Source organism: Bailinhaonella thermotolerans (genome assembly GCF_003594875.1).
In the GTDB taxonomy this organism is placed as follows: Bacteria; Actinomycetota; Actinomycetes; order Streptosporangiales; family Streptosporangiaceae; genus Bailinhaonella; species Bailinhaonella thermotolerans.
In genome coordinates this window covers 15,898-39,410 of record NZ_QZEY01000031.1, presented here as the reverse complement: position 1 = coordinate 39,410, position 23,513 = coordinate 15,898, and the positions used below count along the sequence as shown (strand labels likewise).

Here is a 23,513-nt window from a genome sequence, read left to right as displayed (position 1 = left end):
CAGACCATCACAACCCGACCACCAGATCCACATCCACCGATCCACAAAACACGCCCTAGGCGGGGCCGGGCGCGGCTTCCGGCGTGACTGGGCGCGGGGTTGTCCGGCGATGTTCGGCCCGGGGTGCGCTTCGGCCCGGGGCGCGGTCGGGTGCGGTTCGGCCCGGGATGCGGTCGGGTGCGGTTCGGCCCGGGATGCGGTCGGCGTGGGCGGCGCTCGGGCGGCTTCGGCGGTGCTTTCGGGCGGTCGAGGTATTCGGACATAGCGAACGGCGTCCCAGAAGCGGGACGCCGTCGCTGACACGTCGCACCGGGTTACCAAGCGTGCACCTGTATCCGTCGGATCGGGTCAAGCCCGTCTCGACGCGCCTCCCGCGGCTGGTCGCGCGTGGGTACCCGGCTGCCGTGTCCGGACACCTTGGTCCTGCCACCTTTGTACGTCGGATCCGCCCACTTGGGAACCCCCGAAGCCGGGTCTTTGCCGACGGTCTTGCGGAGCGTTGCCGACGGGGCGGCGCGCCGGGGAGCGCGCCCGATCAGTTCCCCGGGATCGGGACGGGCGCTCTGACGAGGGAGTCCGCGCCGCCGGGCCGATCACTGCCCGTGATCGATTTTGGCCCCCCGCAGTGACGGATCCGTAATCGGATAGATCTTGCGTTCGGGTTCTGAGGCCGGGTCGTGCACGCCGACACGCCGGGCGCGCGAAAAAAACTGACGAAAATCGTAGATTGCTGCTCGACGAAACTCCTGTCGATCGGGCAGCATACGTTGTTATCTCCTTAGACTGGAGTCACGTGGGGGCAGTCACCTTTGCAAGTCCCTTGCCTTGCGGTGCGGAACTGTTGAAAGCTTTCTTCTGAAACGGGCCCGGCTCTACCCCCCCGGAGCCGGACCGAACGGCGACCCCCGCTCTCCCCCCCGGCGGGGGTCGCCACCTTTCTACCCCCGGAAAACCCCGGCTCGAAGCCGCCGTTACCGCCCCTGGCCAGGTGGTGACCTGGGCGGTTGACCGGGTGGTCCGGGTGGTCCGGGTGGTCCGGGTGGTTCCACAGGGCGGGGCGTTGTCCACAGAACCGGGTTCGGGGCGAATCGGCGGCGGTCCGGGAGCGCATCGTGGGAGCTCCACGAACTCCCGGAGGTCCCGATGCCCGCTCATCCCGCCCCCGTCCAGCCAGGCCGCTCGGCCGTCCCCGGCCGCCCGCTCCTGATCACCGCCGACCACGAGCTGCTCGACGACCTGTTACGGCTGGCCGCGGCCGCCGACGTCGAGGTGGACGTGGCGCACGCGCCCGGTCACGCCCGCCCGCGCTGGCTCACCGCGCCGCTCGTGGTCGTCGGCGCCGACATGGCCGAGGCGATGGCGTCGGCCGGTCCGCCCTCCAGGCCCGGCGTCCTGCTGGTCGGCACGGGTCCCGCGCCCCCCGACTTCTGGCGCCGCTGCGTCGCGCTCGGGGCCGGCGGCGCCCTCGTCCTCCCCGACGCCGAGCGCGAGCTGGTCGACCGGTTCGCGGAGGCCACCGAGCCCGCCGGCGCGTCGGCGGCGGTGATCTGCGTGACCGGCGGCCGCGGCGGCGCGGGGGCGAGTGTCCTGTCGGCCGCCCTCGCGCTGACCTCGGCGGGCCAGGGCCGCACCACGCTGCTCGTCGACGCCGACCCCCTCGGCGGCGGCATCGACGTCCTCCTGGGCGAGGAGGCCGCCCCCGGGTCCCGCTGGCCCGACTTCGCCGAGCGCGAAGGCCGCGTGAGCTGCGCCGCGCTGCGCGAGGCCCTGCCCGCGCGAGGCTCCCTCGCGGTCCTCTCCTGGGACCGGCGGACCCCGGCCGAGGTCCGGCCCGAGGCGATGCGCGCCGTCCTGTCCGCCGGCGTGCGCGGCTGCGACCTCGTCGTCGTGGACCTCCCGCGCCGCCTCGACCCGGCCGCCGCCGAGGCCGTCTGCCGCGCCACCACGACCCTCCTCGTGGTTCCGGCCGAGGTCCGCGCCGTCATCGCCGCCACCCGCGTCCTAGAGGCCCTCCGCGCCCACACCGGCGACGTCCGCGCCGTCCTCCGCGAAGGGGAGGGCCCCGGCCTCGACACCGAGGTCGTCACCCACTCCCTCGGCGTCCCGATGGCCGGCCGGCTGCCCGCCGAGCCCGCGCTCGCCGCCGCTCTCGAACGCGGCGACCCCCCGGGGCGGGACCTCCGCGGCCCGCTCGCCCGGTTCTGCCGCCGGTTCCTGGCCGACCTCGGCCTCCCCGATCCGTCATGAGGGCGGCCGGAGGACCGGGGCGGATCCGCGCCGGGAGGGGAGACGCAGGCGGGCCGCACGCCCGGGCGACCGGAGCGGCGGGCCCGGGCGAGGCCGCGACACACCCGGGCCGGAGCGGGCTGCTGGAGGCCGTGCGGCTGCGGCTCGCCCGCTCCGGCGCGGTCCCCACCGAGGCCGCCGTGGCCTCGGCGCTCCGGGCCGAGCGGGCGGTTCTCGGCGACGCCGAGGTCCTGGCCGTGGCGCGTGCGCTCAGGGCCGACCTGGCCGGCGCCGGTCCCCTCGACGACCTGATCTCCGATCCCGACGTCACCGACGTGCTCGTGAACGGCCCGCGCGAGGTCTGGGTCGACTCCGGCGGCGGCCTGCGCAGATCCGAGGTCCGCTTCCCCGACGAGGCGTCGGTGCGCCGTCTCGCCCAGCGCCTCGCCGCCGCCGCCGGGCGCAGGCTCGACGACGCGTGCCCCTACGTCGACGCCCGGCTTCCTGACGGCGTGCGCCTGCACGCCGTGCTCCCGCCCGTCGCCCCCGAGGGCACGTGCCTGTCGCTGCGCCTCCCGCGCCGCCGCACCTTCACCCTGGACGAGCTCCAGCGGACCGGCGCCCTCCACCCGCTGGCCGCGCGGGTCCTGGCCGCCCTGGTCCGATCCCGCCTGGCGTTCCTGGTCACCGGCGGCACCGGCAGCGGCAAGACCACCCTCCTCAGCAGCCTCCTGTCCCTGGCCGACCCGCGCGAGCGCCTGATCCTGGTCGAGGACTCCGCCGAGCTCCGCCCCGACCACCCCCATGTCGTACGCCTGGAGACCCGCCCTCCGAACCTCGAGGGAGCGGGCGGCGTGGACCTGCACGACCTCGTGCGGCAGGCGCTGCGCATGCGCCCCGACCGCCTGGTCGTGGGGGAGGTGCGCGGCCGCGAGGTGGCGGACCTGCTGGCCGCCCTCAACACCGGCCACGAGGGTGGCTGCGGCACCCTCCACGCCAACAGCGCCGCCGACGTCCCGGCCCGGCTCGAAGCCCTCGCCTGCGCCGCGGGCCTGACCCGCGAGGCCCTGCACAGCCAGCTCGGCGCGGCCCTGGACGCGGTGATCCACGTGACCCGCGACCCGGGCGGCGGCCCCCGCCGCATCTCCGAGATCCGCGCCTTCACCCGCACCCCGTCGGGCCTGGTCGAAGCCACGCCCGCCCTGACCTTCCCCACCCCGGCCCACGTCCGGGAGGGCCCGGCCCTCCCCCGCCTGAAGGCGCGCCTGTCATGGTGAGCGCGCTGGCCGGGACCGTCGCGGTGCTGGCGGCGGCCCTGGCGGGATGGTGCGCCGTCCCGGGAACGGGCGAACGCCGGCTCGCCGCCCTCGGGCCGGGGGCCGGCGGGCGGGGCCGCGCGTGGGAGGCGTGGCGATCCGTGCCGGACCGGTGGCGGCGCCGCAGGGAGCGCCGCGAGCTGCGGGCCCGGTGGCCGGGCGCGACGGTGGAGCTGTGCCGGGCGCTCACCGGCGAGCTCGGCGCCGGCCGCACCCCCGGGCAGGCCGTGCGGCTCGCCGTCGCCGCGCTGGACGACCCCTTCCCGGCCCTGCTGCGGGAGGTCACCGCCGTGGCGCGGGACGGCGGCGACGTCGCCGAGGCCCTGGAACGGGCCGTCCCCGGCCCCGAGGGCGACGGCCTCCGCAGGCTGGCCGCCTGCTTCCGGGTGAGCGTGGCGGCGGGCGCGGGCCTCGCGCCGCTCACCGAGCGCGTCGCGGCCTCGCTTACGGAGGCCGAGTCCCACCGCCAGGAGGTGGCCGCGCAGCTCGCCGGGCCTCGCGCCACGGCCCGGCTGCTGGCCGTCCTGCCGTCGCTGGGCCTGCTGCTCGGCCTCGCCCTCGGCATGCGCCCCCTGCACTTCCTGCTCGGGGGCGTCCCCGGGTTCCTCTGCCTGCTGGCCGGGGTCGCCCTGGACGCGCTCGGGCTGAGCTGGACCAACCGGATCGTCGCCAAAGCGGAAGGAGCGGCCCGATGACGTCCGCCGCCCTCGCGGGCCTGGCCGCCGTCCTCCTGGCGGCCCTGGCCGGTTACCTGTCGCCCCAGCGGCGCCCGGCCGAGCGCCGCCTCGCCGCGCTGCTGGCCCCACCGGCTCCGAGACCTGCCCGTCAGGAGGCGCCGGGACGGCGGGACCTGATCCTGGCCGCGGGCGCGGCCTTCCTGGCCTGGGCGCTGGTCGGCGGGGTGCCCGGCGTGCTCGCGGCGGCCCTGGCCGGGCCGGGCGTCGCCCTGTTCCTGCGGCGCAGGCAACCTCCCGAGGTGGCCCGCAGACGCGCCCGGATCACCCGCGACCTCCCCTTCGCCGCCGACCTCATCGCGGTGTGCCTCAGGGCGGGCAGCCCGCCCGAGACCGCCGTCGCCGCCGCCGCGGAAGCCGTCGGCGGCCCGCTCGGCGAACGCCTCGCCTGGGTCGCGGGCCAGCTCCGCCTGGGCGCCGACCCCGAGCCCACCTGGCAGGCCCTCACCGCCGACCCGCCCCTCGCCCCCCTCGCGCGGGCCATGGTGCGAGCCTCGGCCAGCGGAGCCCCCCTCGCCGACCTCCTGTCCCGCACCGCCGAGGAGGCCCGCCACGCCTCCCGCGCCCTGGCCACGGCCGCCGCCCGCCGCGCCGGCGTCCAGGCCGTCGCCCCCCTCGGCCTCTGCTTCCTCCCCGCCTTCGTCCTCCTGGGCATCATCCCCCCAGTCGCCGGCCTGGCCACCACCCTCTGGCCCCCCTGACCACCACCCCCCGTCCCCGCCCCCACCCACGCTCCCCCGGCCCCTCATCCGCGTCCGCCACCGACCGCTGCCACCCGTAACCCGTCCCCGTCGTCCGTCGTCGTTCGCCTGCCGTTGTCACGCGCCGTCCGTCTCCGGCTGCCCCTCGTCCGCCTTCGTCGCCGGGCACTGCCGCCCGTGGTCCGTCCCGGCCGCCCCTCAGCACGGCTCATCCTCGTCGCCGTCGCTGGTCGCCGTCGTCCGTGGCTCGCCGCGATCGCCCCCCGCCGAAGGCCGTGGCCGGCCGCTTTCGCCCCTCGTGGCGTCCGTCGTCGGCTGTTGTCCCTCGCTGGTCGCCGTCGTTTGTCGCCCTTCGCCGATGGCTGGAGCCGTCGCGGTCGGCCGCAACCCCTCCTCGCCGTCTGTCGCCCCATCGTCCGTGCCCATCGCTGGCCGCTGGCATCCGCAGTTCGTCACTGCGTCCAGTCGCCGTCGCACCCCTCAGGGGCGTGCCTGCGCCCAGTGGGGGCGTGTGATGGACGCCCGTGCCGTTGGGCGCAGCGTCTCCCGCCGACGATCGCAGCGGAGGGTGTGGGGGTGGTGGGCGATGTGCGCGCGGGTCCGTGCCGAGCGCGGACGCATCGGGGCCGGGGGCGCTGATCACGTGTCGCCTCTGGGACGAATGAGGCGGGCTGGTCGGCGATGGGGAGGCGCGGCTGCTCGGCGAAGCACACGCACTGGGCGAAGCACGCGCACTGGGCGAAGTACGCGCACTGGGCGAAGCACGCGCACTGGGCGGGGCGATCGTGGTGCTGTGCGGGTCGCGGGACGGCGGCTGGAGTGCGAGACGCGGCCATTCCTCGGTGCGGCTGCTCGGCGGGCAAGAGTTCCCGGACGCGCGAGTGGGGCGCGATTGCCCTTGTCGCGCCTCGGCGCCTCGTTTCCTGGCGCTCTGCTCTCGCCTGGGCCGCGGTCCCTGGGGCGGAGGGGGGCGGGGTTGCCGGACGGGTGCTGGCCGGGGCGTCTTCGCCGGAGCGGCCATCTGGGCGATGCGCTGTCGGGGCCGGGTGCGTCGCACCGTCCGGCTCCCGGCGTACGGCGGCGTGCTCGCGGTCCCGTGTTGAAAAGGGGTTTCGCCGTCGTGTTCTGGCACGTCCTGATGGGTGGTTATCCACAGGCGGAGGGGCTGTCCACAGAACCGGGTTCGGCTGATCGGGGGAGGTCCTGGCTCGGCGACGCTGACTGGGCCGGCAGGACCGGCGCCGAGGCGGTCCCGGGAAGGGGCCGCCACCCCCAGAGGAGGTGCCCATGCACGCAGCAGCTCATCCCACCCAGGCGAGCCCCTTCCCCGGCGACGCCGTCACGCTCCAGGAGGCCCCTGGCGACGCCCGTTCCCCGGAGTCGCCCTGTCCCCGCCACAGCCGTCTCCCGATCCCTCCACGGCCGCCCACGGCCCCGTCCCCGCCGGTTCTCATCGACCCGGACCTCTTTCCGCCGGCCGGTCGGCGCGCCCAGCCCGTCCCGCGAGAGGAGGATTCCGCCGGCGGAGGGGAGGCTGAGACCATCGCCTCCCGCCTCGCGGGCGTGACCGTCCGCGCTCACTCTCGGATCCCCCTCCTGGCCACGTGCCTCCGCCCTCGAATCACCCGCCTGGCCCACCGGCTCCGACCTCGGGTCGCCCGAGTGACGTGGCCCCTGACCCAGGGGGCGAAGTCGCTCCTGACCACCCCTCCGTCCCGCCCGGCGCGGAGCCCGGGGCCGGGGACTTCGGGGGTCGGTGGTCCTGGCCTTGGAGGCGGGAGTCGCGCCGGCTTCGCGGCGGCGCGGGTCGCCCGGCGCTGGATACCGCGAGGAAGACGCGCGCTCCGCGCGGTCGCCGATCGGGCCGGATGCCGGATCCGCTCGGACTCCGAGGCCGTGCGGTGGGTGCGGCGGCAGGGCGCGGGGGCTCGGGAGCGCGCTCTCGGTCTGTGGCACGCGGGGTTCGCGCGGGCGCTCGTGGTGTTCGCCGGGGTGGCCGTGCCGCCGCCGCCGAGGTCGCGGAGGGGTGGCCGGAGGCGCGGGGACGCCGGGATGTCCACGGCGGAATACGCCGTGGGGACCATCGCGGCGTGCGGGTTCGCCGCCCTGCTCTTCAAGATCCTCACGAGCCCCGAGGTCCGCAAGATGCTCTCCGACCTGATCCGGCGAGCCCTGTCGCTGGCGGGATGAGCCAGATGTGCGCAGCGGCGAGGGGGCGATGCCCGCGATGGCTCGCCTGGCGCCCGCCGGGCCGGGACGCGACAGCGCCGCCTGGCTCGGCGGAGCCCCGATCGGGAGCCGCCGGACGCGGTGAATCTCACCCGACCGCGCTCCATCGGCTCCTGCGCCCGGGAAACCGACGCCGGGGCGGGGCGGGCGGGGCGCGAGAGAACTCCGAACCGGTCTGGCTGACGCTGCTCCGGGCCGGGGTGATCCGGCGGACGGGTGAGCGGGGCATGGTGACGGCCGAGATGGCTACCGCGCTGCCCGCGCTCGTCGTCGTGGTCGGCGCGGCGCTCTGGGCCATCGTGGCCCTGAACGCGCAACTCGCCTGCGTGGACGCGGCTCGGGCGGGCGCCCGGGCCGCGGCCCGCGGCGAACCGGCCGCCACCGTCGAGGCCCAGGCGGCGCGCACCGCTCCGCAGGGAGCCCGCGTGACCCTGACGGCCGGGCCCGAGGAGACGAAGGTCGAGGTGACCGTCGCCCTGAACCCCTTGTGGCTCAGGGGCATGCCCCCACTCCGCGTCGGCGCCACGGCGGTCTCGGCCACCGAGCCCCAGGCCCTGATCCCGCCCTGATCCCGTGGTGACCGCGCCGGGCGTCGCGCACGGCGCGGGTGCGCCCACATGGACCCCACCGGCACTCGCCACTGAAGCCCCCGACGAACGGCGGGCCGGGGGCCGGCGCAAGCGCGCGCGTGACCAGCCGGACCGGACCGAAGAGCCGAACCGGATCCGAAGAGAGGAGAGATCGCATGTCGTGCCGTGATCTGAGAAGGGCATCCGGCCGCATCCGCCGGTCCCGCCGGGGACCGAGGCGGGTGGGCCGGAGCGCCGGGCCGCTGACTCGTGGGAGATACGGGTCGCGGGGGTCGGCGACGGTGTGGGTGGCCGGCGTCATCGGGCTCGTCTGGGTGGTGGTGGTCGTCCTGGTGTCGATCGGGGCGATCCGCGACGCCCGGCACCGGGCCCAGGCGGCGGCGGACCTCAGCGCGCTCGCGGCGGCCCGCCAGGCCCACACGGGGGAGCGGACGGGCTGTGGGAGGGCGTCCGCGATCGCCGAGGCCAACCGGGCGCGGATGGTGAGATGCGGGATCACCCAGGACGGGATCGCCGACGTCACCACCGAGGTCGTCCTCAGCGAGGTCGCCACCGGCGTCCGCCACGCGATCAGGGCGAGGGCGCGCGCGGGACCGGTCGCCGGGACCCTCGCGGACGCCGCGGACCCCGCGGGAGATCGCTAAGCCGGGCGGCCACCGCCCTGCGGGTCGCTGGGCCGCGCCGAGATCGCCGCCGTGCGTCGCCCCTGAGCGGGACGGGAGAAATGGGGCTGGCGGGGCCGCGGATGCGCGTAGAGGATGGGTCGCGAAAGAATTACGACTACTTGGACGCGGTGTCCAAGAAGTGTCGTTCGAATGTACAGTCCCCGTACTGAAGGTCCGCGGAGTCCGATCTTGCCGCCAGGTCCGCTGGTCATGGCGGGATGGACGGCGCGGGATCGTAGGCGGCGGGCTTCACCGGGAACGGCGGGTCCCGGGGGAGGCGCCGGCTCTCGAGGAAGGGAAACTTCGTGACCCCGGCTCGAAGGCTCCTGGCGGCGCTGGCCCTCACCCCCGCGCTGGCCGTTCCCGCCGTGGTCGGCGGCGCGTCTCCCGCGACGGCCGAGATCGACGGCGACATCCTCGCCCCCACGGACGGCCAGATCGTCACCGGCGGTTCGGTCCGGCTCAGCGCGAAGGTGGAAGGCCCGGCCACGCTGCACCTGCTCGTCGTGTCGCCCGGCGGCCGATCGCAGAAGGTCGGCGAGAAGGCCGTCCTCATCGGCTCGTCCACGCTGAACGCCTCCTACACCCCCGAGGACGCCCGCAACGGCACCTACCGCGTCTCGCTCAAGGGCTCCCTCACCGGCAAGGTCTACGACACGGCCAGTTTCCGCGTGCGCCGCCCGCCCGCCACGCCCAGACGGGTCAAGGCGTCGATGTCGGGCAAGGAGCGCGTGGTCGTCACCTGGGCCAAGGGACGCGAACCCGACCTCCAGGCCTATGAGGTCATCAGCAGTACGGGCGGCGTCGTCGGCACCCTCGACGCCGGTGACTGCGGCGGGTCCTGCGAGGCCACCCTTGCCGTGCCCGACGCCGCGCGGGGCAAGCGCGTGGGCTTCGCCGTACGCGCGAAGAGGAGTGACGGCGACGGAGGCTCGGTCGCGTCCGGCCGGTCCGCGATGTCCTATGTCACCGTGCCCGCGGCGCCCCGCCCCCGGGCGACCGCCCCGGAGGTCAGGCCCCCGGCCGAGGGCGACGGGCGCGAGAACGACACGCGCGAGAACGACCGGGGCCGGGCCGACCCGCCCGCCGCGGGGGAGCTCCCCCGCCTGCCCAGGGCCGCGCAGCCCACCCCGGACGCGGCCAGCTCCCCCTTCACGCTGCCCGATTCCTCCGGCGAAACGGCGGACTCCGACTCCGCCCTCGGCGGCACCGGCACCGGCACGACCGGCGGCGACAAGCCCCAGCTCCCGCCCGCCGCCAAGAGCTCCCAGAACACCCCGACGGCGGTCCCCGGCACCCTCAACTGGGGCCAGAGCGTCGCGATCCTGCTGATCCTGCTGCTGGTCGCCGGTCACGTCGGCTGGTGGGCGCGACGCCGTACGGCCGTCGCCACGGCGCCCGCCGCCGACGAAGCCCCCGCGTCCGGCCCGCGCCGCCCGGCCGTCATCCTCGCCATGGGCACCCGCCGCCCCGCCGCCTCGCGCGCCCCGTCGGCCCCCGGCCCCCGGCGCCGTCCCAGCCCCATCCGCCTGGCCCTCCCCAAATCGGCCCCCAAGCCGGCCCCCAAGCCCACCCCCAAGGCGGCCCCCGAGACCCCGGGCCACGGGACCCCGGCTCCCGCCCCCACCCCGCACGAGCCCTCCACGGCCCGCACCCAGGACCGCCCGCCCGCCGACGCCGCCACCGGCTTCTGGCGCGACACCCCCGACTCCAAGCCCTCAGCCCCCGGCGACTCCCCCACCCGCTGGGCCGCCCGCCCCTACACCGGCCGCCGCCGCCGCGACTGACCACCCACCTCCGCCCCTGCCCTCCAGGAAGCCCGAGCCGCAGACGGCGTCAAACCCGCCTCCGGCCTGCCACGGAAAGGGCCCGCTTCCGCACTGTTCGCGGCGCGTGATCCACGCTCTGCTGAGGGGGCGTGCTCGCCGCCGCGGCCGTGCCCGAGGCCGGGCCGAGGAGAGGAAGTCGCGTCCCTCAGGCCGCCACGTGCGCCTTGATCGGGCGGGGGGGAGGGGCGTTCTGGAGGCGGCGTGGAAAGGTCCCGGGCCTCTTGGAGGGCCCGGGACCGGGGTGGGCGGGGGTCAGGCGGGGGTGTGGGGCTCCTCGGGGGTCTTGCGGCGGCGGCCCCGGGCTACGAGGCGGTCCTTGACCGTCATGGCCTCAGGGCGCGTCTGAGGGGCGGGGGAGGAACCGTCGGCGGATGGGGATTCGGCGAGCTTGCGCTCAAGGGTGCGCTTCTCCTCCTCCAGGGTCGCCACTCGCTCACCGGCCTGCGCGCGCACCGCGCGGAGCTGGCGGCGCTTGGCGGCCGAACGGCGGGCGCCCACCATGATCAGGGCGAGACCGAGAAGGAGAACCGTCGCGCAGGCCGCGCCGGCGAGGAACAGCTCGGCGTTCGTGACCTGGTAGGCGCGGTCGAAGATAGTGATGGTCGTGGTGTCCGTCTGGTCCACGAGGACGCCGGTCGCGAACGCCGCCGCCACCAGGACCAGCAGGATGCCCAGCAGGGCCATGGTCCTTTCACCTCCAAGAACTTGGCGGCGACGTTCCCCGTAAGCGCCCCGTTATTCGGTCCCACCACCCTTCCCCAGCTCAGGCCCCGGACGGCCCCCTCACGCCACGTCACGCCCCGGGTCGTACGGCGGGGCCCGCGTGCCCCAGGGTGTGCGGGCCCTGACGCCCCCGCCGGCCGCTCACGCCGCACGCCGGAGCCACGCCCCGGTTCACGCCCGCCGTACGCCGCCGCGGCTCGCGCCCCGCCGTACGCCACGGGGGTGCCCGGCTCGGGCCGTACGGGAGTGGTCAGGAGGTGGGGAGGAGGGCGGCGAGGAGGCGGAGGGCGCCGGGCTTGTCCAGGGGGTCGTTGCCGTTTCCGCACTTCGGGGACTGGATACAGGAGGGGCAGCCGGCCTCGCAGGGGCAGGACTCGATGGCCTCGCGGGTCGCGGTGAGCCAGTCGAGGGCGCGGTCGTAGGCGCGTTCGGCGAAGCCCGCACCGCCGTCGTGGCCGTCGTACACGAACACGGTGAGGACACCGGTGTCGGGGTGGAGCTCGGTGGAGACGCCGCCGATGTCCCAGCGGTCGCAGGTGGCGAACAGGGGCAGGAGGCCGATCGAGGCGTGCTCCGCCGCGTGGGCGGCCCCGCCGAGGTCCACGCCCTCCTCCGCCAGCCCGGCCACGGTGCCCGCGGGCAGGGTCCACCAGACCGCGCGGGTGCGCAGCGTGCGCGGCGGCAGGTCGAGGGGCTCCTCGCCGAGGACCTCGCCGGTGTGGAGGCGGCGGATGAGGTACGACACGACCTGCTGGGTCACCTCGACCGTGCCGAAGCAGAGGGTGCCCCCGCCGAAGGGGGTCGTGCGCAGCGTCTCCGCGATCGAGATGTCCGTGACGTCCCGCGCGAACGTCGTGTGGTCGGGGTCGGCCGCCTCGACCAGCGCGACCCCCGCGTCCAGGTCCAGCAGCGACACCACGAACGTCTCGCCCTGGTGGACGTAGACCGCCCCGTCGTGGACCGTCGAGTGCGCCGACGGCTCGTCCACCGTGCCCAGGAGGCGGCCGGTCGAGGCCTCGACCACCTGGACCGGACTGCCGCCGGAGCCCCGGATGTCCGCCAGGTCGCAGGCGCGCTCGCGCCGGGTCCAGTACCAGCCCGTCGGCCGCCGCCGCAGCATCCCCCGGCGTACCAGGTCGTCCAGCACCGGTTCCGCGGCGGGGCCGAACACCTCCAGGTCGGCCTCGGTCAGCGGCAGCTCGGCGGCGGCGGCGCACAGGTGGGGGCCGAGGACGTACGGATTGTCGGGGTCGAGCACGATCGCCTCGACCGGCTGCCCGAACAGCGCCGACGGGTGGTGCACGAGATAGGTGTCCAGCGGGTCGTCCCGCGCGACGAGCACGGCCAGCGCGTCCCGCCCGTCGCGGCCCGCGCGCCCGGCCTGCTGCCACAGCGACGCGCGCGTGCCCGGCCAGCCCGTGATCAGCACGGCGTCCAGGCCGGAGACGTCCACGCCCAGCTCCAGCGCGTTCGTGGTGGCCAGCCCGGTCAGCTCGCCGGAACGCAGCGCCTTCTCCAGGCGGCGGCGATCGTCGGCGAGGTACCCCGCGCGGTAGGCCGCCACCCGGTCCGCCAGCTCCGGCGCGGCCTCGGCCAGCGCCCGCCGGGCCCCCAGGGCGACGGACTCGGCGCCCCGGCGAGACCGCACGAAGGCCAGCGTCCGCACCCCCTCGACCACCAGGTCCGCGAGCAGGTCGCCCGCCTCGGCCGTGGCGGTGCGGCGCACCGGGGCGCCCTTCTCGCCCCGCAGGTCGGTCAGCGGCGGCTCCCAGAGCGCGAACGTGGTCGCCCCGCGCGGCGAGGCGTCCTCGGTCACCTCCACGACCGGCAGGCCGGTCAGTCGCGCGGCGGAGACGCCCGGGTCCGACGCGGTCGCCGACGCGAGGACGAACACGGGCGAGGCGCCGTACCGCCCGGCGACGCGGCGCAGGCGGCGGATGATCTGGGCGACGTGGGAGCCGAAGACGCCGCGGTACCCGTGGCACTCGTCGATCACGACGACGCGCAGCCGGCGGAAGAACCCCGCCCAGCGCGAGTGCCGGGGGAGCAGGGTGCGGTGCAGCATGTCCGGGTTGGTCAGGACGTAGTTGGCGTGCTGGCGCACCCAGTCGCGCTCCTCGGGCGGGGTGTCCCCGTCGAAGGTGGCCGCGCGCACCTGGGTCAGCCGCAGCGACCGGACCGCGCGGAGCTGGTCGGCGGCCAGCGCCTTGGTGGGCGTGAGATAGAGCACGTTGCCGCCGCCGGACAGGATCTCGCTGATCGCGGGCACCTGGTACGCGAGAGATTTACCCGACGCGGTGCCAGTGGCAATGATCACGTTTTGGCCACGCCGCACCAGCTCCGCGGCCCGGGCCTGGTGCTCCCACAGCCCCTCCACGCCCCGGTGCGAGAGGCGTGCGACGAGCACCTCCGGCACCCACTCCGGCCACCCCGCGGATGCGCTCTGACGTGCGGGGACGTGCTCCACGTGGGTGAGGCGGTCGGCACGCGCGGAACCGGCGAGCAGGCGCTCTAGCAGCGTCTCGGCTCGCTCGGGGGCCTCGGGGGGGCCGGAAGGTGAGATGGGCACGGTCACGGGTTTCCAGTTTGGCATCTGCGGGGAGAGTCGCCCGGAGTCGTGATTTCGTATAGACACGATGTCGGAGCGTGGTTGAATGCCGCGCGTGCGGATCTGTTCGTCGCGAGGCGGCCGACCCGCTCCGAGGAGTCAGCAGGGCATGGCGCTGGAGGATCTGTGGATCTCAAGTTGGATCACCGCACGGAGGGTCAGCTCACCATCGTCGAGGTGGAGGGCGAGATCGATGTCTACACCGCGCCGAGGCTGCGTGAGCTCCTGATCGACCTGGTCAACAAGGGCAACTTCCATCTTCTGGTCAACATGGAGAAGGTGGAGTTCCTTGACTCTACCGGGCTCGGGGTCCTCGTCGGCGGGCTCAAGCGGGTGCGCGCGCACGACGGTTCCCTGGAGCTGGTCTGCACTCAGGAGCGCATCCTGAAGATCTTCCGGATCACCGGCCTGACCAAGGTCTTCGGGATCTACGCCTCGGTGGACGAGGCCAGGGAAGCCCACGATAAGGACAAGTAACGGGCTCGCGGCATGGCTACTGTCGAGCTGACGTTCAGCGCGTTGCCCGCGCACGTCCGGACCGCCCGCCTGATCGCCACGGCGGTCGCGCGGCGGACCGGCGTCGACGAGCAGCTTCTGGACGAGGTGCGGCTCGCGGTCGGCGAAGCGTGTTCCAGGGCGGTGGAGGCCCACCGCCGCCACTGCCCTGGGCTTCCCGTGCGCATCGAGCTGCGTGATGATTCGGGACGGTTCGAAGTGACCGTCACCGACGCCGCGTCCGCCGAGGACGCGGCGTCACCCACCCCCGCCCCCGGAGCACCCCCCGGAGCGCCGTCCGTCGTGGCACCCCGCCGCGGCGACGACGACGAACTCAGGCACCTGCTCCCCGACATGCCCGAGTCCGGTTTCGGCCTCGCGGTGATCGCCGGCCTCGCCGACGACGTGGAGGTGCTGTCCGGCGCGGACGGCCTCCAGATCCGCATGAGCTGGCCCGCGACCCCCAACGGCGTCCTGCGCGCCTAGCCGCCGCCCCGCCGCCGGGGGCCGCGCCCCGACTCAGGCCCCGCAGCGCCGTACTCCAACGGCGCTGCGGGAAGCATGCCCCGGCCCGCCCCCTTCCCGGTGGAGTCCCCTTTCGTACGGCTCGCGCCCGCCCCTCGGCATGAAGCGGGCTGGGGCTACGGGCTGTGGCTCCGATCCCCTCGGCCGCGAAGTGGCTTCCTCCGGTCGCCGGGCCGGACCGTGAACGCCCGCCCCGACCCCCTCCACCCCCGCACCCGCCCGGCCCTCGGCGTTCCCGCCGGGACCCCGGCCGCGCCGCCCTCGTCGGCAAGCCCTGCTCCCGCACCCGCCCGAACATCGGCGTTCCCGCCCGGCCTCGGCCGTTCCAGGAGCATGCCGCCGTCCCGGGGGCACCTCCGCCGTCCCGGGAGCACCTCTGCCGTTCCCGGCGTACCTCCGGGTTCCAGGCGTACCCCAGGGTTCCAGGCGGGCCGGGGCCGTTCCCGGCGAACCTCGCGACGCTCCCCGCTCCCGGCCAATCCCCGCCGTCGTCGGCGTGTCCCTCCCACGCCTGCCCGTTCCCGGCGTACCCCTCGCCCGCCGCCCGGGAAGGCCCGCTCCGTCCCGAAGCCGGCCCTGGACCGGGCCGGCTCACCGCCCCGGAGCACCTTCGCCCTTCGGGCGGAACGTTCCCAACCCCGCTCACCTCGGCGATCGCCGGCGGCCCGCCGTACCGAAATGATCTTGAAATTCCTCCCATACCCAATAAAGTGATCTTGTAAACGCACTTCGGATGGGTGTTCCAGGTCATATCGGACATCCGAAACGGGAAAATGAGGCGAGTTCCAAAAGGGGGGAATCGTGCGGTCCGTAACCGCCATGAGAGGGCGCCGGCCGTCGAATTGCGGCAAAGGGCGGCCGTTGCCCAGGTAATTTATCGGAACCCTCGGAGAACGACCGTAATTAGGGAACTGAAGAGGCTTCATATCCGCCTCTCCGATGCGTAGACTCCCCGCACACCGCTCCAGGTCGGGAGCGGCCCACCACTACCGCCCCGGGACGCGCCCCGCCTGCTTCATCGGCTCATCGGCCCGCACCGATGGTTGGCGCAGCGCTGACTGGGCACCTAACTGCCCGTCTTGCCGAGGAGGACGGATGTCTGGGCTCGTTTCAGCCGCGCCCGCAGGCGCAGATGTATCCCTCGGCGGCGCACATCTCACCCTCGTGGTCATCGTCGCGGCCGTGGCGCTTCTCGCGCTCGCGGTCGCCGGCGGATTGGTCCGCGAGGTGCTCGCCGCCGGTCAGGGCACCGAACGAATGCAGAACATCGCGAGAGCCGTGCAGGAAGGGGCGGCCGCATATCTCAAGCGGCAGTTCCGGACGCTCGCGATCTTCGTCGTCGTCATCCCGTTCCTGCTGCTTCTCCTGCCCGCCGAAAGCACCGGAGTGGCCATCGGCCGTTCCGTGTTCTTCGTCATCGGCGCCTTGTTCTCCGCATTGACCGGATTCATCGGAATGTGGCTGGCGGTGCGGGGCAATGTGCGCGTCGCGGCGGCCGCGCGGGAATCCGGCGAGAACGTCGCGATGCGGATCGCGTTCCGCACCGGCGGGGTCGCCGGCATGTTCACCGTCGGCCTCGGCCTGCTCGGCGCGGCCGTCGTCGTGTTCGCCTACAAGGGCGACGCGCCCGTGGTCCTGGAGGGCTTCGGCTTCGGCGCGGCCCTGCTGGCGATGTTCATGCGCGTCGGCGGCGGCATCTTCACCAAGGCGGCGGACGTCGGCGCCGACCTGGTCGGCAAGGTCGAGCAGGGCATCCCCGAGGACGACCCGCGCAACGCGGCCACCATCGCCGACAACGTGGGCGACAACGTCGGCGACTGCGCCGGCATGGCGGCCGACCTGTTCGAGTCCTACGCCGTCATGCTCGTGGCGAGCCTCATCCTGGGCAAGGCCGCGTTCGGCACCGAGGGCCTGGTCTTCCCGCTGATCGTCCCGATGATCGGTGTGATCACGGCCATCATCGGCATCTTCACCACCTCGCCCCGCGCGGGCGACCGCTCCGGCATGACCGCGATCAACCGGGGCTTCTTCATCTCGGCCGCGATCTCGGCCGTGCTGGTCGCGGCGGCGGCCTTCCTCTACCTGCCCGACTCGTTCGAGAAGCTGACCGGCTCCAGCGTGACGAACCTGGCCGCCGACCCGCGCTGGATCGCGATCGGCGCCGTGCTCGTCGGCCTGGTGCTCGCGAGCGCCATCCAGCTCCTCACCGGGTACTTCACCGAGACCAACCGGCGCCCGGTGAAGGAGATCGGAGAGAGCTCGCTCACCGGTCCCGCGACCGTCATCCTGTCCGGCATCTCGGTCGGCCTGGAGTCGGCGGTCTACTCCGCGCTGATCATCGGTGGCGCGGTCTACGGCGCGTTCCTGCTCGGCTTCGGCAACGTGACCGTGGCGCTGTTCGCGGTCGCGCTGGCCGGCACCGGGCTGCTCACCACGGTCGGCGTGATCGTGTCGATGGACACCTTCGGCCCGGTCTCCGACAACGCGCAGGGCATCGCCGAGATGTCCGGCGACGTCGAGGGCGAGGGCGCGGCGGTGCTGACCCGTCTCGACGCGGTCGGCAACACCACCAAGGCGATCACCAAGGGCATCGCGATCGCCACGGCCGTGCTCGCCGCGACCGCGCTGTTCGGGGCGTTCCGCACATCCGTCGAGGCGGCGCTGGACGGGGCGTCGACGGCGGTGAAGGAGTCGCTCGGCCTGTTCTCGACGTTCTCCCTGTCGATCGACGCGCCCAACGTGCTCGTCGGCCTGGTGATCGGCGCGGCCGTCGTGTTCCTGTTCTCCGGGCTGGCGATCATGGCGGTCGGCCGCGCGGCCGGCCGGGTCGTCTACGAGGTGCGCGAGCAGTTCCGCACCAAGCCGGGGATCATGAACGGCACCGAGCTGCCGGACTACGGCCGGGTCGTGGACATCTGCACCCGCGACTCGCTCCGTGAGCTGGCGACGCCGGGCCTGCTGGCCGTCATGACGCCGATCGCGGTCGGCTTCGCGTTCGGGTACGCCCCGCTGGGCGCCTACCTCGCCGGCGCGATCGCGGCGGGCACGCTCATGGCGGTCTTCCTGGCCAACGCGGGCGGCGCGTGGGACAACGCCAAGAAGCTCGTCGAGGACGGCCACCACGGCGGCAAGGGCTCCGAGGCCCACGCCGCCACGGTCATCGGCGACACTGTCGGCGACCCGTTCAAGGACACCGCCGGCCCCGCGATCAACCCGCTGATCAAGGTGATGAACCTGGTGGCGCTGATCATCGCCCCCAGCGTCGTCATCTACGCGGCGGACCCGGCCGTGCGCATCGGCATCGTGGTCGTCTCGGTCGGCGTGGTCGTCGGCGCGATCCTCGTCAGCAAGCGCCGCTCCACCTCGGTGGCCCCGGCGGGCGACAGCGACGAGCGGCCCATCGAGACCGCCCCCGCCGCGTAACACCCATCTCGTACGGCTCGCCGTACACCGGACGGCCGGACCCCGGAAGGGGCCCGGCCGTTCCCTTTTCCAGGACCCGTCCCCGGCGCGGACCGTACGGCACGGCGGGCGCGCGGCCGCCGTACGGCGGGTGGCGCGTGATGGGAAGGGACGGGCGGGCGGTAGCGTGGAGGCAAATGGCTGAGAACCGCACCCTCCTCATCACGCTCACGGGACGCGACCGGCCCGGGGTGACCTCGCGGCTGTTCACCACGCTCGCCGCCTTCCCCGTCACCGTGGCCGACGTCGAGCAGGTCGTGATCCGCGGCAGGCTCGTGCTCGGCGTGCTCGTCGCCTACGACGCGGCGACCGACCTCGGGGTCCTGTGGTCCACGGTCGAGGAACTGGCGGACGACCTCGAGATGGAGGTCGAGCTGTCCACGGGCGGCAAGGAGGAGCGGCTGCGGCGCGGCCGCCTGCACGTCACCGTGCTCGGCTCGCCCCTGCTGCCCGCCGCGATGGCGGGCATCGCCGGGCGCATCGCCGCCAGCGGGGCCAACATCGACCGGATCCACCGGCTGTCGGCCTACCCGATCACGAGCATCGACCTCGCGGTGTCCGGGGCCGACCCCGACCTGCTCCGCGCCGAGCTGGCCGCCGAGGCCGCCGCGCAGCGCGTGGACGTCGCCGTGCAGCGGTCCGGGCTGCACCGCAGGGCCAAGCGGCTGATCGTGATGGACGTGGACTCCACGCTCATCCAGGGCGAGGTCATCGAGCTGCTCGCCAAGCACGCGGGCTGCCTCGACGAGGTCGAGAAGGTCACCGCCGCCGCGATGCGGGGCGAGCTGGACTTCGAGCAGTCGCTGCGGGAGCGGGTCGCGCTGCTGGCCGGGCTGCCCGAGTCGGCGCTCGACAAGGTCCGCGAGGAGGTCGTGCTCACCCCGGGCGCGCGCACGCTCGTGCGGACGCTCAAGCGGCTCGACTACAAGTTCGCGATCGTCAGCGGCGGGTTCACCCAGATCACCGACCATCTGGTGGCGGACCTGGGCATCGACTACTCCGCGGCGAACACCCTGGAGATCGTGGACGGCCGCCTCACCGGCAAGGTCGTCGGCGCGGTCGTGGACCGCCCGGGCAAGGCCGAGGCGCTGCGCCGGTTCGCCGCCGAGGCGGGCATCCCGATCGCGCAGACCGTCGCGATCGGCGACGGGGCGAACGACCTCGACATGATCGCCGCCGCCGGGCTGGGCATCGCGTTCAACGCCAAGCCGGTCGTGCGGGAGGCCGCCGACACCGCCCTCAACGTCCCTTACCTGGACGCCATCCTCTACTTCCTCGGCATCCCCCGCGACGAGATCGACGCCGCCGACGCCGAGGACGCCACCGCCCGCTGACCCCCCGGCCCCGTACGGCTCCCGCCCGTGCCGTGCCGACGTGGCGGCGGTACGGCCGTGAGGCCCGCGTGACGCCGTACGGCGGGGGCGGGGTCAGGCCGGGGCCTCGGCGGCGACGGCGTTGAGGACGCTCTCCATGAGCCCGGGGAAGCGGGCGTCGAGGTCGTCGCGGCGGAGCCGGACGTAACGCAGGCGGCCTCGCTGCACCGTGTGGGTGACGCCGGCCTCGCGGAGAACCCGGTAGTGGTGCGACATAGTCGATTTGTGCAGATCGGCTTCTTCGGCGAGCGCTCCGCACGTGACCTCGCCGTCCGCGACCCGGCGCACGATGTCCAGCCGCGCCGGATCGGACAGCGCGTGCATCACCGCCGCGAGCCGGATGTCCTCCGCGGCGGGGTGGGGCAGGAAGCGCATGCCCCGAGCCTATTCGAAGGTTTGACATTCATCCAACTCTCATGACAGTTTGACGATCGCCAAACCATCCAACGAAAGGTTCTCCATGGATCGCCGTCTGCTCCCCCTGGCGGTGGGCACCTTCGCGATCGGGACCGACGGATTCGTGATCGCCGGCATCCTGCCCTCCATCGCCAGGTCCCTCGACGTCCCGCTCGCCACCGCGGGCCAGCTCGTGACCGTGTTCGCCATCACCTACGCGGTCTTCGCGCCGGTCGCGGGAGCGGTCTCCGCGAACCTGGACCGCCGCCTGGCCCTGATCGTCGCCCTCGGGTTCTTCCTGGCGGGCGGGCTGCTCACCGCCGTCGCGCCGACGTACGGCGTGCTGCTGACCGGGCGGGTGATCGGCGCGCTCGGCTCGGCCATGTTCACGCCCATCGCGACCGGCGTCGCCGCCGCGGTCTCGGCGCCCGAACGGCGGGGCAAGGCGCTCGCCGTGGTCACCGGCGGCATGACCGTCGCCAGCGCGCTCGGCGTGCCCGCGGGGGCACTGGTCAACGACGTGCTGGACTGGCGGGCCGTGCGCTGGCTGGTGGTCGTGCTCGGCGTGGCCGCGCTGCTCGGGGTGCTGCTGGCGCTGCCGTCGCTGCGGCTGCCCGGGGCGGGCCTGCGGGAGCGCCTGGGCCCGCTGCGCGACCCGCGCGCGCTGGGGATCCTGCTGGTCACGCTGCTGTACATGGCGGCCGGATGGACCCTGTTCACCTACATCGGCGAGTCCGTCGGGGTGGGCGAGACCGCGATGACCGCCGTGATGTGGGTCTGGGGCGTGGGCTCCGTCGCCGGGAACGTCCTCGCCGGGCGCGTCACCGACCGGCGCGGCCCGGTCCCGGTGCTGATGGTCGGGCTGGGCGTGATGGTGGTCGTCCTCGGCGTCCTGCCGCTCCTGACCGGGAACCTGCCGCTGGTGATCGCCTGGGCGCTGGTCTACGGCTTCTTCGGCTGGTTCGCCGTCGTGCCGCAGCAGGTCCGGCTCACCCTGCTCGCGCCGGAGGCGGCGACGGTGCTGCTCGGGCTGAACTCCTCGGCGCTCTACCTGGGCGTCGCGGCGGGCGGCGCGATCGGCGGGATCGGGCTCGGCTGGGTGCACGCGTCCGGGCTGGGGTACCTCGCGGCCGGGATCGGCCTGCTCACGCTGGTGATCGCCGCGCTGGGCGCTCAGGGCCGGCGCAGCACCCGCAGCGAGCCCTCGGCCAGCGACTCCCAGCCGGAGGCCACGTCGATGACGGCGAAGGCGCCGGGAGGGAACCCGTCGTAGGTCTCGCGCCCGCCGGTCAGGTCCAGCACGATCTGGTGCATCGAGGGGTTGTGCCCCACCACGAGCAGCGTCCCGGTCTCCTCGCCGGTCAGCCGGAGGAGGTCGAGGACGCCCTCGGCGTCGTTGTCCCAGAGCGCGCGTTCGTACGCCACGGGCGGGCTCTCCCCCAGCCCGTCGAGCACGAGCGCGGTGGTCTGCCGGGTGCGCAGGGCGGGGGAGCAGAGCACGAGGTCGGGGACGACCTTCTCGCCCCGCAGCGCCGCGCCGGCGTCGCGGGCGTCGCGCTCGCCCCGCCCGGTCAGCGGCCGCTCGGCGTCCGGCGTGCCCGGCGGGTCCGCCGCCTGAGCGTGCCGCAGTACGACCAGGGTCCTGGCACCCATGTGTCCCGCCTCTACCCGTTGTTCGCGGCCCAGGTCGCCAGCATGATGATCACCGCGAAGACGATCAGCATGCCCAGCAGGATGAAGGCGAGAGTCTTGCCCCCGGAGGGCTTCTGCTCCCGTTCCATGCCCCCATCCTCCCAGATCCCCCCGCCGCCGCGCCCTTCGCGCCGCCCCCGGGATCTCACGGGGGAGTCGGCGGCGAAGCGGCCGGGAGCGCCGGCGTCAGGAGCGGAGAGGCCAGGGGCGGAGAGGCCAGGGGCGTCGAAGCCAGGAGTACCGGGGTCAGGAGCGGAGGAGGAGGTTGCTGTCGCCGAACTCGTGCCAGAGGTAGCGCTCGGCGTAGGCGGCGGTGTAGGCGCGGGCCAGGCGGTCCTGGCCGGCGATGGCGGTGAGCATGCGCAGGTGGGAGGACCTGGGCTCGTGGAGGCCGGTGATCAGCCCGTCCACCGCGCGCACGCCGCCCTCGGGCGTCACCACGTGCTCGGTCCAGCCGCGCGCCGCCTCGACCGCGCCGCCGGGGCGCGCCGCCGTCTCCAGGGCGCGCACGACGGTGGTGCCGACCGCGATCAGGCGGCCCGTCCGCGCGTTGACCAGCCGCGCGGTGCTCTCGGGGACCTCGAAGCGCTCCGGGTACGGCGGCTCGTCCTTCTCCGGCGACGCCACCCCCGTGTGCAGTGTGATCGGCGCGATCGCCACGCCGGCGGAGACGAGGCGCGTGACCAGCTCGGCGGTGAACGGCCGGGCGGCGCTGGGCATCTCCGCGCTCCCCGGGACCGTCGAGAACACCGTCTGGTACGCCGACAGCGGCCAGTCCCGCTCCACGTAGGAGTACCGGATGGGCACCCCGTGCGCCCGCAGGTACGACGGCACGTCCGTGTCCAGCCGGGCCCGCCAGAGCCTCGGCGTGTGCCGTCCCCGCAGCACCAGCGTGCGCCCGCCCGGCAGCGGCAGCCACTCGCCCGCCGCGCCCCCGGCGTACGGCTCGGTGGCGGCGGGGGTGAGGCGTCGCAGCTCGACCAGCCAGTCCCCGTCGTCCAGCTCCGTCGAGAAGTGCACCGCGATCTTGTCCAGGCGTACGGCCGCGGGCAGCGTGGCCGAGTTGTTGACCACGAGCACGTCACCGGGGGCCAGCACGTCGGGCAGGTCCCTGAACCGCAGGTGCCGGAGCCCGGACGGGCCCGCGACCAGCAGCCGCACCTCGTCCCGCGCCAGGCCGCGCGCCTCCGGGGGCTCGTGCGCCTCCAGGATCCGCGGGGCGGTGTCCTCGGCGGCGCTCATCGTCTCGCCCCCGACGCCAGTACCTGCGCGGTGAACCGGCCGCTGGGCAGGCGCTCGTCGAGCAGCCGCAGCAGGCCCGGGACCACGGAGTCGGCCGGGTCGGGGGCCGCGGCGGCGTCTTCGGCGCCCACCGCCTCGGCGAGCATGGCCGTGTTCATCTCGCCGGGATCGACCCACCAGACGCTCACGTCCGGCTCCTCCTCGGCCAGCACGTTCGACGCCTGCTCCAGCGCGGCCTTGGTGGCGCCGTACACGCCCCACGTGGCGTACGGCTCCACGGCCGCGTCCGAGGTCACGTTGACGATCGCGCCGTGCCGTACGCGCAGGGTGGGCAGGGCGAGCTGGGCGAGCGCCAGCGGGGCGACCACGTTGACCTCGAACAGCGGGCCGAACACATCGGGCGGCACGTCCGCGAGGCGGGGCAGCGGGGTCGGCCCGAGGGCGCTCGCGTTGTTGACGAGCAGGTCGAGGCCGCCGGCGCGGCCGATCGCGGCGGCCAGGTCCGCGCGGTGGGCGGGGTCGGCGACGTCCCCGGCGATCGGGGTGACCCCGGGCAGGCCGCGTACGGCGGCGCCCAGGGCGGCGGCGTCGCGGGCGGTGACGATGAGGTTCCAGCCCCGCTCGGACAGGGCGCGGGTGAGCGCGAGACCGAGTCCGCGGGAGGCTCCGGTGATCAGTCCGTCCATGACTTGACGGTAAAATCCCAC

At 74.6% G+C, this 23,513-nt stretch carries 20 protein-coding genes; 13 read left to right on the top strand and 7 right to left on the bottom strand.

Annotation, left to right across the window (positions count from 1 at the left end; translation table 11 throughout):
* Nucleotides 1-593 precede the first annotated feature (593 nt).
* A complete protein-coding gene (locus D5H75_RS42480; protein WP_202638970.1) occupies nt 594-764 on the bottom strand; it encodes a hypothetical protein in 171 nt (56 codons plus the stop codon).
* Nucleotides 765-1,143: 379 nt separating this feature from the next.
* Here D5H75_RS42480 and ssd point away from each other — a divergent pair, with 379 nt between their 5' ends.
* The 8 genes from ssd to D5H75_RS39650 all read left to right on the top strand — a co-directional run bounded on the left by ssd (nt 1,144) and on the right by D5H75_RS39650 (nt 10,248).
* Nucleotides 1,144-2,247 (top strand): septum site-determining protein Ssd, encoded by a 1,104-nt coding sequence (gene ssd / locus D5H75_RS39685; RefSeq protein ID WP_119931795.1) that lies wholly within the window; start codon nt 1,144-1,146, stop codon nt 2,245-2,247.
* A gap of 131 nt (nt 2,248-2,378) precedes the next feature.
* Nucleotides 2,379-3,503 (top strand): TadA family conjugal transfer-associated ATPase, encoded by a 1,125-nt coding sequence (locus D5H75_RS39680; RefSeq protein ID WP_340137791.1) that lies wholly within the window; start codon nt 2,379-2,381, stop codon nt 3,501-3,503.
* Nucleotides 3,497-4,237: a type II secretion system F family protein gene (locus D5H75_RS39675; protein ID WP_119931793.1), complete on the top strand. Its 741-nt coding sequence runs from the start codon at nt 3,497-3,499 to the stop codon at nt 4,235-4,237. Before D5H75_RS39680 ends, D5H75_RS39675 begins: the two co-directional genes overlap by 7 nt.
* Nucleotides 4,234-4,977, top strand: a complete 744-nt coding sequence (locus tag D5H75_RS39670) for a type II secretion system F family protein (RefSeq protein ID WP_119931792.1) — start codon at nt 4,234-4,236, stop codon at nt 4,975-4,977. Before D5H75_RS39675 ends, D5H75_RS39670 begins: the two co-directional genes overlap by 4 nt.
* Nucleotides 4,978-7,029: 2,052 nt before the next feature.
* Entirely contained in the window at nt 7,030-7,167 is a 138-nt protein-coding gene (locus D5H75_RS44730) for a DUF4244 domain-containing protein (RefSeq protein ID WP_242454782.1), read from the top strand.
* Between the two features lie 281 nt (nt 7,168-7,448).
* Nucleotides 7,449-7,775, top strand: a complete 327-nt coding sequence (locus D5H75_RS39660) for a TadE family type IV pilus minor pilin (RefSeq protein ID WP_242454781.1) — start codon at nt 7,449-7,451, stop codon at nt 7,773-7,775.
* 176 nt (nt 7,776-7,951) lie between these two features.
* On the top strand, nt 7,952-8,440 hold the full coding sequence (locus D5H75_RS39655) for an Rv3654c family TadE-like protein (protein ID WP_119931789.1): 489 nt from the start codon (nt 7,952-7,954) through the stop codon (nt 8,438-8,440).
* Between the two features lie 326 nt (nt 8,441-8,766).
* On the top strand, nt 8,767-10,248 hold the full coding sequence (locus D5H75_RS39650; RefSeq protein WP_119931788.1) for a hypothetical protein: 1,482 nt from the start codon (nt 8,767-8,769) through the stop codon (nt 10,246-10,248).
* Between the two features lie 294 nt (nt 10,249-10,542).
* On the opposite strand, the gene D5H75_RS39645 is transcribed toward D5H75_RS39650, so the two are convergent.
* Nucleotides 10,543-10,974, bottom strand: a complete 432-nt coding sequence (locus D5H75_RS39645) for a hypothetical protein (protein ID WP_119931787.1) — start codon at nt 10,972-10,974, stop codon at nt 10,543-10,545.
* A gap of 289 nt (nt 10,975-11,263) precedes the next feature.
* Complete coding sequence (locus D5H75_RS39640) at nt 11,264-13,606, bottom strand: DEAD/DEAH box helicase (protein ID WP_119931786.1); 2,343 nt, start codon at nt 13,604-13,606, stop codon at nt 11,264-11,266.
* A gap of 141 nt (nt 13,607-13,747) precedes the next feature.
* Between D5H75_RS39640 and D5H75_RS39635 the strand changes: the two genes are divergently transcribed.
* The 4 genes from D5H75_RS39635 to serB all read left to right on the top strand — a co-directional run bounded on the left by D5H75_RS39635 (nt 13,748) and on the right by serB (nt 19,437).
* Nucleotides 13,748-14,098 (top strand): STAS domain-containing protein, encoded by a 351-nt coding sequence (locus D5H75_RS39635; protein ID WP_119931785.1) that lies wholly within the window; start codon nt 13,748-13,750, stop codon nt 14,096-14,098.
* A 12-nt stretch (nt 14,099-14,110) separates the two neighbouring features.
* On the top strand, nt 14,111-14,602 hold the full coding sequence (locus tag D5H75_RS39630; protein WP_119931784.1) for an ATP-binding protein: 492 nt from the start codon (nt 14,111-14,113) through the stop codon (nt 14,600-14,602).
* Between the two features lie 1,134 nt (nt 14,603-15,736).
* On the top strand, nt 15,737-18,064 hold the full coding sequence (locus D5H75_RS39625) for a sodium-translocating pyrophosphatase (RefSeq protein WP_119931783.1): 2,328 nt from the start codon (nt 15,737-15,739) through the stop codon (nt 18,062-18,064).
* Nucleotides 18,065-18,240: 176 nt separating this feature from the next.
* On the top strand, nt 18,241-19,437 hold the full coding sequence (serB, locus tag D5H75_RS39620) for a phosphoserine phosphatase SerB (protein ID WP_119931782.1): 1,197 nt from the start codon (nt 18,241-18,243) through the stop codon (nt 19,435-19,437).
* Nucleotides 19,438-19,530: 93 nt separating this feature from the next.
* On the opposite strand, the gene D5H75_RS39615 is transcribed toward serB, so the two are convergent.
* Complete coding sequence (locus D5H75_RS39615) at nt 19,531-19,851, bottom strand: ArsR/SmtB family transcription factor (RefSeq protein ID WP_119931781.1); 321 nt, start codon at nt 19,849-19,851, stop codon at nt 19,531-19,533.
* Between the two features lie 85 nt (nt 19,852-19,936).
* On the opposite strand from D5H75_RS39615, the gene D5H75_RS39610 reads away from it, so the two are divergent.
* Nucleotides 19,937-21,145, top strand: coding sequence for an MFS transporter (locus D5H75_RS39610; protein WP_119931780.1), 1,209 nt, complete (start codon nt 19,937-19,939; stop codon nt 21,143-21,145).
* Here the strand turns inward: D5H75_RS39610 and D5H75_RS39605 are convergent.
* The 3 genes from D5H75_RS39605 to D5H75_RS39595 all read right to left on the bottom strand — a co-directional run bounded on the left by D5H75_RS39605 (nt 21,046) and on the right by D5H75_RS39595 (nt 23,492).
* On the bottom strand, nt 21,046-21,525 hold the full coding sequence (locus tag D5H75_RS39605) for a SixA phosphatase family protein (RefSeq protein WP_119931779.1): 480 nt from the start codon (nt 21,523-21,525) through the stop codon (nt 21,046-21,048). The genes D5H75_RS39610 and D5H75_RS39605 overlap by 100 nt on opposite strands.
* A 285-nt stretch (nt 21,526-21,810) precedes the next feature.
* Nucleotides 21,811-22,806 carry an S-adenosylmethionine:tRNA ribosyltransferase-isomerase gene (locus tag D5H75_RS39600; RefSeq protein ID WP_119931778.1) on the bottom strand — a complete coding sequence of 332 codons (996 nt, stop codon included), beginning with the start codon at nt 22,804-22,806 and terminating at the stop codon, nt 21,811-21,813.
* Nucleotides 22,803-23,492 carry an SDR family NAD(P)-dependent oxidoreductase gene (locus tag D5H75_RS39595; protein WP_119931777.1) on the bottom strand — a complete coding sequence of 230 codons (690 nt, stop codon included), beginning with the start codon at nt 23,490-23,492 and terminating at the stop codon, nt 22,803-22,805. The genes D5H75_RS39600 and D5H75_RS39595 overlap by 4 nt, the downstream gene beginning before the upstream one ends.
* Nucleotides 23,493-23,513: the final 21 nt, after the last annotated feature.

Excerpts from the sequence above, each read along its gene's own strand:
- D5H75_RS42480 (WP_202638970.1), bottom strand. The coding sequence starts at position 764 with ATGCTGCCCGATCGACAGGAGTTTCGTCGAGCAGCAATCTACGATTTT.
- ssd (WP_119931795.1), top strand. The coding sequence starts at position 1,144 with ATGCCCGCTCATCCCGCCCCCGTCCAGCCAGGCCGCTCGGCCGTCCCC.
- D5H75_RS39675 (WP_119931793.1), top strand. The coding sequence starts at position 3,497 with ATGGTGAGCGCGCTGGCCGGGACCGTCGCGGTGCTGGCGGCGGCCCTG.
- D5H75_RS39670 (WP_119931792.1), top strand. The coding sequence starts at position 4,234 with ATGACGTCCGCCGCCCTCGCGGGCCTGGCCGCCGTCCTCCTGGCGGCC.
- D5H75_RS44730 (WP_242454782.1), top strand. The coding sequence starts at position 7,030 with ATGTCCACGGCGGAATACGCCGTGGGGACCATCGCGGCGTGCGGGTTC.
- D5H75_RS39660 (WP_242454781.1), top strand. The coding sequence starts at position 7,449 with ATGGCTACCGCGCTGCCCGCGCTCGTCGTCGTGGTCGGCGCGGCGCTC.
- D5H75_RS39655 (WP_119931789.1), top strand. The coding sequence starts at position 7,952 with ATGTCGTGCCGTGATCTGAGAAGGGCATCCGGCCGCATCCGCCGGTCC.
- D5H75_RS39645 (WP_119931787.1), bottom strand. The coding sequence starts at position 10,974 with ATGGCCCTGCTGGGCATCCTGCTGGTCCTGGTGGCGGCGGCGTTCGCG.
- D5H75_RS39640 (WP_119931786.1), bottom strand. The coding sequence starts at position 13,606 with ATGCCAAACTGGAAACCCGTGACCGTGCCCATCTCACCTTCCGGCCCC.
- D5H75_RS39630 (WP_119931784.1), top strand. The coding sequence starts at position 14,111 with ATGGCTACTGTCGAGCTGACGTTCAGCGCGTTGCCCGCGCACGTCCGG.
- D5H75_RS39625 (WP_119931783.1), top strand. The coding sequence starts at position 15,737 with ATGTCTGGGCTCGTTTCAGCCGCGCCCGCAGGCGCAGATGTATCCCTC.
- serB (WP_119931782.1), top strand. The coding sequence starts at position 18,241 with ATGGCTGAGAACCGCACCCTCCTCATCACGCTCACGGGACGCGACCGG.
- D5H75_RS39615 (WP_119931781.1), bottom strand. The coding sequence starts at position 19,851 with ATGCGCTTCCTGCCCCACCCCGCCGCGGAGGACATCCGGCTCGCGGCG.
- D5H75_RS39610 (WP_119931780.1), top strand. The coding sequence starts at position 19,937 with ATGGATCGCCGTCTGCTCCCCCTGGCGGTGGGCACCTTCGCGATCGGG.
- D5H75_RS39605 (WP_119931779.1), bottom strand. The coding sequence starts at position 21,525 with ATGGGTGCCAGGACCCTGGTCGTACTGCGGCACGCTCAGGCGGCGGAC.
- D5H75_RS39600 (WP_119931778.1), bottom strand. The coding sequence starts at position 22,806 with ATGAGCGCCGCCGAGGACACCGCCCCGCGGATCCTGGAGGCGCACGAG.
- D5H75_RS39595 (WP_119931777.1), bottom strand. The coding sequence starts at position 23,492 with ATGGACGGACTGATCACCGGAGCCTCCCGCGGACTCGGTCTCGCGCTC.